The sequence below is a fragment of the Pseudoalteromonas sp. NZS11 genome (assembly GCF_015864765.1).
Lineage (GTDB): Bacteria > Pseudomonadota > Gammaproteobacteria > Enterobacterales > Alteromonadaceae > Pseudoalteromonas > Pseudoalteromonas arctica.
On sequence record NZ_JADYWP010000001.1, the window covers coordinates 97,650 to 111,598 of the forward strand.

The 13,949-nt window shown below is 40.2% G+C and carries 8 protein-coding genes; 3 read left to right on the forward strand and 5 right to left on the reverse strand.

Annotation, left to right across the window (positions count from 1 at the left end; all coding sequences use genetic code 11):
• Positions 1-61: 61 nt before the first annotated feature.
• The gene (uvrA, locus tag I6E82_RS00410) at positions 62-2,887 is read right to left on the reverse strand and encodes an excinuclease ABC subunit UvrA (protein ID WP_024589880.1); all 2,826 of its coding nucleotides are present in this window, start codon (positions 2,885-2,887) and stop codon (positions 62-64) included.
• 162 nt (positions 2,888-3,049) lie between these two features.
• Here uvrA and I6E82_RS00415 point away from each other — a divergent pair, with 162 nt between their 5' ends.
• The 3 genes from I6E82_RS00415 (at position 3,050) to I6E82_RS00425 (ending at position 8,134) form a co-directional block, all read left to right on the forward strand.
• Positions 3,050-4,417: an MFS transporter gene (locus I6E82_RS00415; RefSeq protein ID WP_010553785.1), complete on the forward strand. Its 1,368-nt coding sequence runs from the start codon at positions 3,050-3,052 to the stop codon at positions 4,415-4,417.
• Between the two features lie 20 nt (positions 4,418-4,437).
• Positions 4,438-5,160, forward strand: a complete 723-nt coding sequence (ssb, locus tag I6E82_RS00420; protein WP_007586300.1) for a single-stranded DNA-binding protein — start codon at positions 4,438-4,440, stop codon at positions 5,158-5,160.
• Positions 5,161-5,404: 244 nt separating this feature from the next.
• A complete protein-coding gene (locus I6E82_RS00425) occupies positions 5,405-8,134 on the forward strand; it encodes a response regulator (RefSeq protein ID WP_197116315.1) in 2,730 nt (909 codons plus the stop codon).
• A 228-nt stretch (positions 8,135-8,362) separates the two neighbouring features.
• Here I6E82_RS00425 and pntB read toward each other — a convergent pair whose 3' ends face one another.
• The 4 genes from pntB to I6E82_RS00445 form a co-directional block, all read right to left on the reverse strand.
• Positions 8,363-9,757 carry a Re/Si-specific NAD(P)(+) transhydrogenase subunit beta gene (pntB, locus tag I6E82_RS00430; protein WP_197116768.1) on the reverse strand — a complete coding sequence of 465 codons (1,395 nt, stop codon included), beginning with the start codon at positions 9,755-9,757 and terminating at the stop codon, positions 8,363-8,365.
• A 10-nt stretch (positions 9,758-9,767) separates the two neighbouring features.
• A complete protein-coding gene (locus tag I6E82_RS00435; RefSeq protein ID WP_197116317.1) occupies positions 9,768-11,306 on the reverse strand; it encodes a Re/Si-specific NAD(P)(+) transhydrogenase subunit alpha in 1,539 nt (512 codons plus the stop codon).
• A gap of 118 nt (positions 11,307-11,424) precedes the next feature.
• Positions 11,425-12,444, reverse strand: coding sequence for an alcohol dehydrogenase AdhP (adhP, locus tag I6E82_RS00440; RefSeq protein WP_197116770.1), 1,020 nt, complete (start codon positions 12,442-12,444; stop codon positions 11,425-11,427).
• Between the two features lie 58 nt (positions 12,445-12,502).
• Positions 12,503-13,894, reverse strand: coding sequence for an NAD-dependent succinate-semialdehyde dehydrogenase (locus I6E82_RS00445; RefSeq protein ID WP_197116319.1), 1,392 nt, complete (start codon positions 13,892-13,894; stop codon positions 12,503-12,505).
• Positions 13,895-13,949 lie beyond the last annotated feature (55 nt).

Consider the following 13,949-nt stretch of genomic DNA (forward strand, 5'->3'; position numbering starts at 1 on the left):
AAGTGTAATCTCGACGGTTAAATAACTTTAATGCCGATTGATTTGCCACAACTTAAAACCTCTATTTATTTAATAGAGGTTTTAAGTAATGCCCTGTATGTGAACGCTCACATTCGGCTACTTCTTCTGGTGTGCCTGCAATGAGTATTTCACCACCGCCAGCACCGCCTTCAGGTCCTAAATCGATAACCCAATCTGCTGTTTTAATTACATCGAGGTTGTGCTCAATAACAACAATTGTATTGCCGTGATCGCGAAGTCTGTGCAATACAACAAGCAGCTGTTCAATATCAGCAAAGTGTAAGCCTGTTGTTGGCTCATCTAATATGTAGAGCGTTTTACCTGTATCGCGCTTTGATAGCTCGCGCGCTAGTTTTACACGTTGCGCCTCACCACCTGAAAGAGTAGTAGCGGCTTGTCCTAAACGAACATACGATAAACCAACGTCCATCAGCGTTTTAAGTTTACGGGCAATAGCCGGTATTTTATCAAAGTAATCATGAGCGTCTTCAACAGTCATCTCAAGCACTTGGTGTATGTTTTTACCTTTGTATTGTACTTCGAGTGTTTCGCGGTTATAGCGTTTGCTCTTACATACATCACACGGTACATACACATCAGGCAAAAAGTGCATTTCAACTTTAATTAAGCCGTCACCTTGGCAAGCTTCACAGCGTCCGCCTTTAACGTTAAAGCTAAAGCGACCTACTTTGTAGCCACGTGAGCGCGCTTCTTGTGTACCTGCAAATAACTCACGAATGCCGGTAAATATACCTGTGTAGGTTGCCGGGTTTGAGCGCGGAGTACGACCAATCGGGCTTTGGTCAATATCGATCACTTTATCAAAATGATCTAAACCACTAATTGATTTATAGGGTGCCGCTTCGGCAGTTGTTGCGCCATTTAGCTCTGTATGAGCAAGTTTAAACAAAGTGTCGTTTATTAACGTTGATTTACCCGAGCCCGATACACCTGTCACACAGGTCATTAAACCAAATGGGATTTTTAAATCCACATTTTTAAGATTATTACCTGTTGCGCCAAATAGCTCTAGCCATTTGTCGTTTGTTGGGTGACGTTCTTTTGGTATTTCTATTCTACGTACGCCTGATAAAAACTGGCCCGTAACAGACTCTTTGCTTGCTAAAATATCGTCGCGTGTTCCTTGAGCAATAATATGCCCACCATGAACTCCCGCGCCTGGACCAATATCAATAATATGGTCAGCGGCACGAATAGCATCTTCATCGTGCTCTACCACAATAACGGTGTTACCTAAGTCGCGTAAATGGACCAGTGTTTGTAGTAAGCGGTCGTTATCGCGCTGATGTAGCCCAATTGATGGCTCATCTAGGACGTACATTACACCTACAAGGCCTGCACCAATTTGGCTTGCTAAGCGAATACGCTGAGCTTCACCACCTGATAGTGTGTCGGCGCTGCGCTCAAGTGATAAGTAATTTAGGCCAACGTTAATTAAAAACGATAAACGGTCGCGAATTTCTTTTAGTATTTTTTCAGCTATTTGGCCTTTTTGTCCGGTTAGCGTTAACCCTTCAAAAAACTCCATAGCTTCACCAATACTCATACACGTGATTGCAGGTAAGTTGGTTTTTCCAATAAATACATTTCGAGATTCTTCGCGTAAACGCGAGCCATTACAGCTAGGACATGCTTGGCTTGTTTGGTATTTAGCAAGCTCTTCGCGTACTGAGTTTGACTCGGTCTCGCGGTAGCGGCGATTCATGTTATTTAAAACGCCTTCAAACTCATGATTACGCGTAATTAAATCGCCACGGTCGTTACGGTAATTAAACGCAATTTTAGTGCTACCAGAGCCATCTAAAATAATTTTTTTCGAGTCGCTGTCTAAATCTTGATAAGGCACATCTAAATCAAAACTATAATGCTCAGCAACAGCTTGTAGCATTTGATAGTAATAAAAGCTGCGTTTATCCCAGCCTTTAATTGCACCGCCAGCAAGGCTTAACTCTGGGTTATGCACTACGCGATTAGGATCAAAATATTGACGTATACCTAAACCATCACAGGTTTGGCACGCACCAGCAGGGTTATTAAACGAAAACAAACGCGGTTCAAGCTCAGTCATTGCATAGCCACAAGTAGGGCAGGCAAAGTTTGCTGAGAATAGAATTTCTTCAGCGCTGCTATCATCCATGTATGCTACATGTGCAACGCCATTAGACATTTCAAGCGCGGTTTCAAACGATTCTGCTAAGCGTTGTTGTAAGCCATCTTTTACTTTAAATCTGTCTACAACAACTTCTATTGTATGTTTTTTATGAAGCTCAAGTGTTGGTGGATCAGACAAGTCACATACTTCACCGTCTATACGGGCGCGAATATAACCTTGGCTTGATAGCTGCTCTAATAACTTAACATGCTCACCTTTACGCTCTTTTACTATTGGCGCAAGCAGCATTAATTTACTGCCCTCAGGCAGTGCCAAAACAGTATCTACCATTTGACTAACGGTTTGCGCAGCAAGTGGTAAATCATGTGTAGGGCATCGTGGTTCGCCAACGCGGGCAAACATAAGTCGTAAATAATCGTAAATTTCGGTAATAGTACCCACAGTTGATCGTGGGTTATGAGACGTTGATTTTTGCTCAATAGAAATGGCAGGAGAGAGGCCTTCGATGTGATCTACATCAGGCTTTTCCATAAGCGATAAAAATTGTCTTGCATACGCAGAAAGTGATTCAACATACCGGCGTTGTCCTTCTGCATAAAGTGTATCAAATGCAAGTGATGACTTCCCCGAACCAGATAGACCAGTAATAACTATTAATTTATCACGTGGGATGGTTAGGCTGATGTCTTTTAAATTATGCGTACGGGCGCCTCGGACTTCAATGTTTTCCATGCTATCTCGTTTATTACCAAAATTATTTACTCAGTATCGCATAATACGAAGCAATATTAATCCTTGATCAATGAAAAATCCTTACTTATAGGCGATTAATTATTGCCAAGCTTATGGTAGAATCCCAACCTCAATTTTTCATAGAGTAAGATCACGCAGATAATGACCGCATCTTCACTTAATTCACGAGAAAAACGCGCCGCAGTATCGCTGGCGAGTGTGTTTGCATTTAGAATGCTCGGCTTGTTTATGCTGATGCCTGTATTGGCTATTTATGGACAATCGCTTGAAGGTTTTTCGCCTATTTGGATTGGTTTTGCCATTGGTGCGTATGGTTTAACGCAAGCCGTATTGCAAATACCTATGGGTCGATTATCCGATAAAATTGGTCGTAAAAAGGTTATTGTTGGTGGCTTAGTCGTATTTGCTATTGGCTCTGTAGTTGCTGCATTAGCTGACTCTATTCAAATGGTTACCGTAGGCCGCGCTCTACAAGGTATGGGCGCAATAGCCAGTGCACTACTCGCGTTTGCTTCAGATTTAAGCCGCGATGAGCAACGACCAAAGGTAATGGCCGTTATTGGTATGAGCATAGGAATGAGCTTTGCCTTTGCTATGCTACTTGGGCCAATTGTTGCAGCTTCGTGGGGTATTGCGGGTGTATTTTGGTTGACTGCTATTTTAGCTGTTTTTGGTATATTTATAGTGACTATGCTAGTGCCAAATGCGGTAAATAAAGCGCCCAAAGGCGATACATTAGCAAGCTTTAGCGACATTAAAAAACTAATTAAGCACCCTCAGTTAGCACGATTAAATGCAGGTGTATTGCTATTACACTTAACGCTAACCACAATATTTGTCGTACTGCCGAGTCAATTAATTAAAGATGGCTTAGTTGCCGACCATCACTGGTATTTATATATTCCAGTGCTATTTTTAGCATTTTTATTAATGGTACCAATAATGATTGTGGCCATTAAAAAAGAGAAAGAAAAACAAGCATTTATTGGCTCAGTAGCCTTGTTAACTATTAGTATGCTAGCAATGTCGGTATGGGTTAATAGTGTAGTAGGCATTGCTGTGTGTATGCTGCTTTATTTTGTGGCGTTTAACTTTTTAGAAGCCACTATGCCTGCGCTTGTATCGCGAATAGCACCTGCAAGCCAAAAAGGTTCAGCAATGGGTGGCTACTCATCTAGTCAGTTTTTAGGCGCCTTTTTAGGCGGTATGTTAGGTGGTTATGTAGCGCAAACTACAACGACGCAAGCTGTGTTTGCGGCAGCGGCACTTGTTGGGTTAATATGGCTTATTATTGCGTGGAAAATGCAAGTCCCACCCAAAAGTAAAGTTATTAGTTTAATGACCAAATTAGATTCTGAAGAGCATGCTCAAACACTTGCTTCTCAGTTAGTTGCTTTACCAGGCGTAATAGAAGCAACTGTGGTTCGCGATGAAAGTCGCAGCTATTTAAAGATTAATGATAAAGAATTTGACCTAGACCAAGCACGTAAAGTAGCTGGTTTAATCTAACATTTATAGGAGATGGTTCCATGGCACGCGGTGTGAACAAAGTAATTTTGGTTGGTAATTTAGGGCAAGATCCTGAAGTTCGTTATATGCCTAACGGCAATGGTGTAGCAAATATTACCTTAGCAACTTCGGATAGCTATAAAGATAAAAACACTGGCCAAATGGTTGATAAAACTGAATGGCATCGTGTTGTGTTCTTTGGCAAATTAGCTGAAATTGTTGGTGAATATTGTCGTAAAGGTTCACAAATTTATGTTGAAGGTAAACTTCAAACACGTAAGTGGACCGATCAACAAGGCCAAGAAAAATACACTACAGAAATAGTTGTAGATGGCTTTACTGGTCAAATGCAAATGTTAGGCGCACGTGGTGGCGATCAGCAAAGTGGTGGTTACCAAGGTAATCAGCCGCAAGGTGGACAACAAGGTGGTGGTTACCAAGGTAATCAGCCGCAAGGTGGTCAACAAAGCGGTGGTTACGGTCAAAATAACCAAGGCCAAGCCGCACAGCAAAGTGGCTATAATCCGCAGCAACAAGCCGCACCAGCAGCACAACCAAAACCGGCTCCAGCACCACAGCAGCAAAGTAATCAATATCAGCCGCAAGGTGGTTATGCACCACAGCAAAAAAGTGCACCACAACAGCAAGGTGGTTTCGCTCCTAAACCACAAAGTGCTCCGCAAGGTGGCGCATCAAACCCAATGGAACCAACCATTGATTTTGACGACGATATCCCGTTTTAGTTTTCCAACCTTTACAGTGTAAAGATTTATTACAGAAAAGCCCCGTTTATACGGGGTTTTTTTATACGAGTTGTGTAGTGAGGGCAACCCAGAACTATCAATGAATATCGTCATTAAGCAATAAAATGAAATAGTATTAGTAAACATGTTAAATTATGGTGGTATTTACATTTTATTTAATTGATATATATATCGTTAACACTTACCATTAAAAGACTTTTACCTTGATTACACAATGAGAAACATGAAAACTAATATCTTATTTTTATTTCTTGTTTTTCAATTTGTGAGTCCAATTTCAAACGCTCAACCTTCTTCAAATGTTACTCATGTGTTATTTATAAATTCAACAAACCAAGATATGCCTTGGCACAAAAGTGTTGATTCTGGACTGCGTAAAAAACTTATAGAACGTTCTTTTAGTTATGAACTCTTCGTTGAAAATATGGATGTAAACCGATTCGATGAAGCAAATCAAAAACAGTTAATGAAGGACTACCTCAAACAAAAATATAAAAATAAGCACATCGATATCATTGTTACTCAGTCTCCTTCTGCAACAGTACTTTTATCGCAATTAGATGACTTTTTTATAAATGCTCCAAGAATATATTTGGAACCAGGCGCTCAATTTAGTTTGCCTAAAAATACTAACGGAGCAGTGATCCAAGCTAAATTAGATTACGCGCAAGCAACAGCAAGCGCTGTTAATTTAATGAAGCCTAAAAAATTAATCGTTATATTAGATACAAAAAACGATATTGGGATGAGCTTTTATCGAGGGCTCTTTTCGGTTATTAACCGTGACTTTTCGTATTTAGACGTAGAGAAGTGGTTTGATCTTTCAATGCCAGAGCTACTCACTAAAGTAAAAAATGCGCCAGATGATTCAATTATATTGTTTACACCCATTTTCAGACATTACGATAATAAATCCCTTAGCCCTTATCAGCTCGTAGAGCAATTAGCAAAAGCAAGTTCAGCGCCCGTTTTTAGTTATTGGAAGGTACTATTAGGCTCAGGTGTTGTTGGTGGGTATGTGTTGTCGGGTGAAAAAATAGGCGAACGTATTGCCGATTCGATAATTTTATACAATGAAAATAAAAGCTTAAGTGAAATCAGTGGTGAAGGGCTAAGTGTTTACGCTTATGACTGGCGTCAATTAAACAAGTTCGATATAGCTCCACAAAGCTTGCCAGAAAAGTCGATCATATCTTATTACGAGCCAACCTATTTTGAGCAAAATAAAACATTAATTTACAGCGCTACTGCGATTATTTTTATTCTTAGCAGCTTTTTAGTTTTCGTATTGTTTTTAAATCAACGGCGCATTCAACTTTTAAAAGAGCTTGATGAAGAAAAGCAAAGATTAGAGTCTCGCGTTGATCAGCGTACTGAAGAACTGTTGCAAGCCAAAGAAGAGGCCGAAAAGCTGACATCCGCTAAGTCTGAATTTTTAGCAAATATGAGTCATGAAATTAGAACTCCTATGAGTGGGATTATTGGCTTAACCAATATTTTGCTCGAAAAAGGTTTGCCTGGGGAATATGAGCATTATTTAAATAAAATTAAATATTCTTCAGATCAACTCCTTGTAGTTATTAACGATATTTTAGACTTTTCAAAAATTGAGTCTGGAAATATTAACCTTGAGGAATTTCCTTTTTCTGTAAATTCGGTTGTTGACTACATCAAAGCAACTTTTGATGAGCTAGCTCAAAGCAAAGGGATCACATTTGATATTGTCATTGGTAAAGAGGTTAAACTCGATTTAATAGGTGATGTAGTTCGAATAAACCAAGTACTGCTAAATTTATGCTCTAACGCAATTAAATTTACTACACAGGGCTTTGTATCGGTATTAATAGAATCAAAAAGATCGTTAGCTGATCCTAAGAGCGCTTGTTTGTATTTCATTGTTAAGGATTCCGGTATTGGAATTGCCGAGCAAAGCCTTGTTGATTTATTTGAATCTTTTACTCAAGCTGACAGCTCTACAACCAGGAAGTTTGGCGGCACAGGTTTAGGTTTAACTATAAGTAAGCGTTTATGCCAATCGATGGGTGGGGATATAACGGTAAAAAGCACTCAAGGTGTAGGTAGTGAATTTATAGCTTCGATTAAGGTGAAATTGAATAACCAGGCGTTGATTGATAACACTCCCGACCTAACTTTTGCTGATTCGTTTGAGGTATTAATTATAGATGATAATGAAGATGATCTTAAGGTAATTGAAAATCAGCTAACGGCTATGGGGCTGGTATGTACGGCCTGTCAATCTGCTAAACAAGCTATTGATATTATTGAACACAATAAAGAGAAATTTAAAGTTATTATTGTCGACTGGGCTATGCCATCAATGAGTAGCGAAACTTTTTTAATACGCATTTTCAATATTAACCCTCAACTTTATAACAACACGATTGTGCTTATAATGAGTGACGAAAGTTTACTTAATAATGCAGCCAAAAAAGTAAGTATAAAAACTATTTTGCAGAAACCTGTATACACGAGTGTTTTGTATGAGGCGATTGAAAGTAAAGTAATAGGCCCTCTCAATGAAGTACCTATAGTAAACACCGTAAGTGAAGCGTCGCTGGCAGGTATAAAAATATTGGTTGTGGAAGATAACTCTATCAACAGACTAATTGTTACAAACATACTAGAGAAGGCTGATGCTCAAATTTACTTGGTTGACAATGGATTAGAATGTATTCAAGCCGTGAAATCACAATCGTACGATATTATTTTGATGGATATTCATATGCCTATTATGGACGGGGTTGAGGCGAGTAAAATTATTCGTAGCGATAGTGACAAAGCAATCGCAAATATTCCAATAATTGCTTTAACAGCTAATGTTATGAAAGATGATATTACACGATACTTATCCATTGGCATGAACGCCCATGTTGCAAAGCCTATTAAAGCGCAAAATCTACGTGAAACTATAATCCGCTGTTTAAATAAATAGCTGAGCCATTAAAGTGATTTAATAATTATATATATCAAATGCCTGTCGTAATATCTCCCGTTGCTTGAGCCTGTTTTGAATAACTTAAAATAGAATTTGACTCAAAGGTTTAATAGGTAGTTTAACTAGTTATAATCACGGCAATTAAGCGGATCTCAAAAATATAAAATCTAAGTAATGCAAAAATAACAAAGCCATGGAATCCTCCACGGCTTTGCAACGTTATTTTTATAGTGCAGCAACAACTTCGACTAACGTGTCTTTGGCATCTCCAAAGAGCATTTGTGTATTATCTTTAAAAAACAATGGATTTTGTACCCCAGCATAACCAGTTGCCATACTGCGCTTTAAAACGATAGACGCTTTACCATGCCAGCATTGAAGTACTGGCATGCCGGCGATAGGGCTATTTGGTTCGTCAAGTGCTGACGGGTTTACAATATCGTTCGCACCAATAACAAGTGAAACATCAACTTGTGGAAAATCGTCGTTTACTTCATCCATTTCAAAAACAATGTCGTAAGGAACTTTAGCTTCAGCTAATAATACATTCATTTGTCCAGGCATTCGTCCTGCAACAGGGTGTATTGCAAAGCGCACGTTAATGTCTTTTTCACGTAATTTACTTGTGAGTTCAGAGACTATTTGCTGCGCTTTTGCAACGGCCATTCCGTATCCAGGAATAATCATTACTTCTTTTGCGCTCATGAGCAGCTCTGCTGTTTCGATTGCACTGATTGTTAGTACTTCACCTTGTTCTTGATCCCCTGCAGGTAAAGCTTTTACATTGCTACTACCGAATCCACCGGCAATGACGGATAAAAAATTTCGGTTCATAGCTTTGCACATTATATAGCTCAAAATAGCGCCGCTTGAACCAACTAATGCACCAATTACAATGAGTAAATCGTTATTTAGCATAAAGCCTGTTGCGGCAGCGGCCCAGCCTGAATAACTATTAAGCATAGATATAACAACCGGCATATCGGCACCGCCAATTGCCATCACCATATGAATACCAAAAATTAAAGCAAGCGCTATCATAATAACCAGTGGGAACATGCCGTTACCAACAGCAGACTGCACAACGAATTGCTGCCCAAGCCACGCTACAGCAACTAATAAAACAAGGTTAAATATGTGTCGCCCTGGTAGTGTTAAAGGTTTACTGCCTATTCGACCAGATAATTTACCAAAAGCGGTAATTGAACCTGAAAATGTAATAGCACCAATTAAAACACCTATATAGGTTTCAATATCGTGAATGGTCAAATCAATTCCTGAAAAATGACTAGAAGCATCCGCAAAGTTAGCATACCCAACCATTATAGCCGCGAGTCCGACTAGACTGTGCAAAATAGCAATCAGCTCTGGAATTTCAGTCATTTGCACTCGTTTTGCTACAAGTAAGCCAATACTGCCACCCACTAATAATGCAATCATCAACTCAATATAGTTATTGGTAACAACACCTAAAACAGTCGCAAAAAGCGCAATAACCATGCCTGAAATACCATACCAATTACCTTTACGGGCAGTTTCTTGATTGGATAGGCCGTTTAAAGCCAAAATAAAAAGAACCATCGCAGCAATGTACGCCACGGTTACAATACCAGTACTAATCATGACAACCTCACTTACGGAACATTTTGAGCATGCGATGTGTTACAGCAAAGCCGCCAACAATATTAATACTCGCAATTAACACGGTAAAAACAGCTAACCATTTAATGGTGTCGTCTGTTGAGCTTATTTGAATTAAAGCACCGATAACAATAATGCTTGAAATGGCATTGGTTACACTCATTAAAGGCGTATGTAGTGCAGGCGATACACTCCAAATAACCATATAACCTACAAAGCAGGCTAAGACAAAAACGGTAAAATGAGACATAAAATCAGCGGGTGCAACACCACCAAGCCCAAGCAATGCTAATGCACCGATAGCAGCGCCAATAATAGGTCCAAATACCGATTTCTTTTTCTCAACAATAGTGGGGGTAGAAATAGGTGTCGCGGCTACCTTTTTAGGAGCTACAGATAGTGTTGGCGCTGGTGGCGGCCAAGTAGTTTTTCCTTCAGTACATATAGTTGCACCTAAAACAACATCGTTTGTCATATCAACAAAGAGTTTGCCGTCTTTTTCTGGGGTCATTTCGGCTAACAGGTTGTATAAGTTATTACTGTATAATTGGCTCGATTGTGCAGCAAGGCGACTTGGTAAATCGGTGTAACCAATAATCGATACACCATGGCATACGGCAACCTTACCCGGAACTGTTAATTCACAGTTTCCACCTTGTTCGGCTGCAAGATCGACTATTACGCTGCCGCTCTTCATTGATGCAACCATCTCGCTGGTGATCAATTTAGGCGCTGGTTTTCCGGGTATGAGTGCAGTAGTAACAATTATATCAACGTCTTTAGCTTGCGCTGCAAACAATGCCATTTCGGCTTCGATAAATTCATCGCTCATTACTTTAGCGTAACCGCCTTCGCCTGAGCCGTCTTCATTTTTAAAGTCGAGCATTAAAAACTCAGCGTCCATGCTTTCAATTTGCTCTTTTACTTCAGCACGCGTATCAAATGAGCGAACAATTGCGCCCATACTTTTTGCAGCCCCAATAGCGGCTAAACCAGCAACACCGGCACCAATTACAAGTACCTTGGCGGGAGCAACTCTTCCTGCTGCTGTAATTTGTCCGGTAAAAAACCGGCCAAAATGTTGAGCTGCTTCTACAATTGCACGATAGCCTGATATGTTGGCCATTGAGCTGCGGGCATCCATTTTTTGTGCCCGAGAAATACGAGGAATGCTATCTATTGCAATGGCGGTGATACCACGCTGAGTTAAATCTTTTAGCATCTCTGGGTTTTGTGCCGGCCATAAAAAACAGATTAATGTTTGTCCGCTTTTTAGTAATGTATTTTCATCACCTTCAGGTGCTTGTACTTTTAGTACAATATCAGACTGTGCCCATACATCTTGTGCTGAGTTAACTATTTTACAACCAGCTTCACCATACGCATCATCGGCGTAATTAGCCGCCATTCCTGCACCAGTTTCAATGACAACATCAAAACCAAGCTTTGTTAATTTACTTACTACATCAGGGGTCGTCGCGACTCGTCGCTCGCCAGTGTGGATTTCTTTTGGAACACCAACTTTCATTGTCGAACCTCGATTTAAATGCCATGAAGAGGAATTAATATGTATCTAGGCGTTATGGAATTAGCGATACGATGAAATATGTTATTTACTAACATGAATCCACCGTATTTATTACTGTTTAAAGTGTAAAATCAATAACTACACGAGATGGTACTTTGCCATGTTCGAGTCTTTCAAATATTTCATTAATAGCGCTTAAAGGCTGTAATTCAATATCCGCCTTAACTTTGCCTTGTGCCGCAAAAGCGAGCGCTTCGGCCATATCTTTGCGGTTCCCAACAAATGATCCTTTAATAGTGATGCAATTTGCTACTACATCAAATAATGGCGTCGGAAACTCACCAGGCGGTAAGCCAACTAAAACACATGTACCGTGTTTTCGGGTCATATTAACCCCTTGCTCAAATGCTGGTAGGGAAGGAGCCGTAATCAGTACGCCATGGGGGCCACCTTGCGTTATTTCTTTTACGGTGTCTGCTGCATTATCTGTTTTAGCATTTACGACTGCATCGGCGCCAAGTAAGGTTGCGTGTTCAAGCTTACCGTCATCAATATCTATCGCACACACTTTAAGACCCATCGCCTTGGCATATTGAATCGCTAAATGACCAAGTCCACCACAACCTGAAATTGCTACCCACTCACCTGGTTTAGCATCGGTTTCTTTAATACCTTTGTAAGTTGTAATACCAGCACAAATTATAGGGGCCGCTTGTACTGCTGATAAGCCATCAGGAATAAGTGCAACGTAATTAGGATCGGCAATAATATACTCGGCAAAACCACCATCTTTAGTGTAGCCACCAAACTCAGCATCAGGACATACTGGTTCATAAGCACTTAAGCAAAATTCACAGTGTCCACAAGCTGAATATAGCCACGGAACACCGACCCTATCGCCTACTTTTACGCTTGTAACACCTTCGCCAATTTTGGTAACTAGCCCAATGCCTTCATGGCCAGGAGTAAATGGTGGAGTTGGTTTTAATGGCCAATCACCGTTTGCTGCATGTAAATCTGTGTGGCATACACCGCAGGCTTCTGTTTTAACTAATATTTTCCCTGCATTAGGTGATGGAATATCTAAATCGCGTAGAACTAAAGGTTTGCCAAATTGCTCAACAACGGCTGCTTTCATTTTGTTATTCATAATCGTTCCTATTAATATTTAAGGGGTTTTTATTAAACTGCGCTATTTAAAATGGCGCATCAATGTCAACAACGTCGATTAGTTTGTGGTTAACAAACTCTTTAATACCCAAGCCAATTAGTTCACGACCATAACCAGAACGGCGAACACCACCAAATGGTAAGTCGGCTTTTACCATCGTTGGATGGTTTACAAACACCATGCCGGTAGATATTTTTTTAGCAACTTCTAAGCCATGATCAGGGTTTGACGTAAATACAGAGCCACCTAAGCCAAATGGAGAGTCGTTCGCAATTCTAATTGCGTCATCTTCATTTTTTGCACGAAATAACATAGACACAGGACCAAAGAATTCCCAGTTGCGAGCCGGATTATCTTCGCTAATATTCGTTAAAATAGTGGGTTGTACAAAGGCGCCTTGACTAGGTACTTTAGGGCCCACTTCAGTGGCAGTTGCACCAAGCTTGATCGCTTCGTTAATTTTAACTTTTAGTTCATCAGCTGCACCTTGTGATGACAATGGTGCCAAAGTTGTAGTTGGATCTAGTGGATCGCCTGCTTGCAACTTAGCAACACCAGCAGTATAAAGTTCAACAAACTCATCATAAACTTCATCTTCGATGATCATTCGCTTAGATGATACGCATACTTGTCCACCGTTCCAATGACGACCAAATACAGCCCAATTAACCGTTTTTTCCATTTCAGCGTCAGCAAGTACAACAAATGCATCTGCACCACCAAGTTCTAATGTAGACTTTTTAAGTGCTTTACCTGCGGTAGAAGCCACGATTGCACCAGCGCTTTCAGAACCGGTAAGTGCAACACCACGAACCAATGGATGAGAAATGATCATTTCTGTTTGGGAATGTGCGGCGTATAGGTTTTTAAAAGCGCCTTTAGGCAGACCAGCTTCGAGCATAAGTGCTTCAAATGCGGCTGCACATTGTGGAACAATGCCCGCATGCTTTAGTAGCATAGTGTTACCCGCTGACAATTGCGGCGCAATAATACGAGCAACTTGATAATACGGAAAATTCCATGGCTCAATGGCAAGCAATACACCAAGTGGTTCATGGATAATAATTGCCTCGCCTTCAGCTGGATCTGCAACGGGTAATTTTTCTGATGCGAGCAGTTTCTCAGCATTATTTGCGTAGTACTCTAAAATGGCTGCAGATAATTCAACTTCAGCCTTTGCTTCTGATGTTATTTTACCCATTTCTAGAGTTAATAAGTTGGCGTAACTAACTACATCTTTACGTAATAAATCAGCTGCTTTTTGCATTATTTTAGCGCGAGAAGAGAAAGGTGTTTTTTTCCATGATTGAAATGCAGAATCGGCATCTTCTATCGCTTGAGTAATTTCAGCATCAGTAGCATCAGGAAAGGTTTTTACAGCCTCACCTGTATATGGATTTGTTGTTGCATAGCTCATGATAATATCCTCAGTTAAATTAAATAAGACACTTATTTTAAAATGAATAACGCTT

Bases quoted from the DNA above. Each gene is read 5' to 3' on its own strand.
- uvrA (WP_024589880.1), bottom strand. From the start codon at position 2,887: ATGGAAAACATTGAAGTCCGAGGCGCCCGTACGCATAATTTAAAAGAC.
- I6E82_RS00415 (WP_010553785.1), top strand. From the start codon at position 3,050: ATGACCGCATCTTCACTTAATTCACGAGAAAAACGCGCCGCAGTATCG.
- ssb (WP_007586300.1), top strand. From the start codon at position 4,438: ATGGCACGCGGTGTGAACAAAGTAATTTTGGTTGGTAATTTAGGGCAA.
- I6E82_RS00425 (WP_197116315.1), top strand. From the start codon at position 5,405: ATGAAAACTAATATCTTATTTTTATTTCTTGTTTTTCAATTTGTGAGT.
- I6E82_RS00435 (WP_197116317.1), bottom strand. From the start codon at position 11,306: ATGAAAGTTGGTGTTCCAAAAGAAATCCACACTGGCGAGCGACGAGTC.
- adhP (WP_197116770.1), bottom strand. From the start codon at position 12,444: ATGAAAGCAGCCGTTGTTGAGCAATTTGGCAAACCTTTAGTTCTACGC.
- I6E82_RS00445 (WP_197116319.1), bottom strand. From the start codon at position 13,894: ATGAGCTATGCAACAACAAATCCATATACAGGTGAGGCTGTAAAAACC.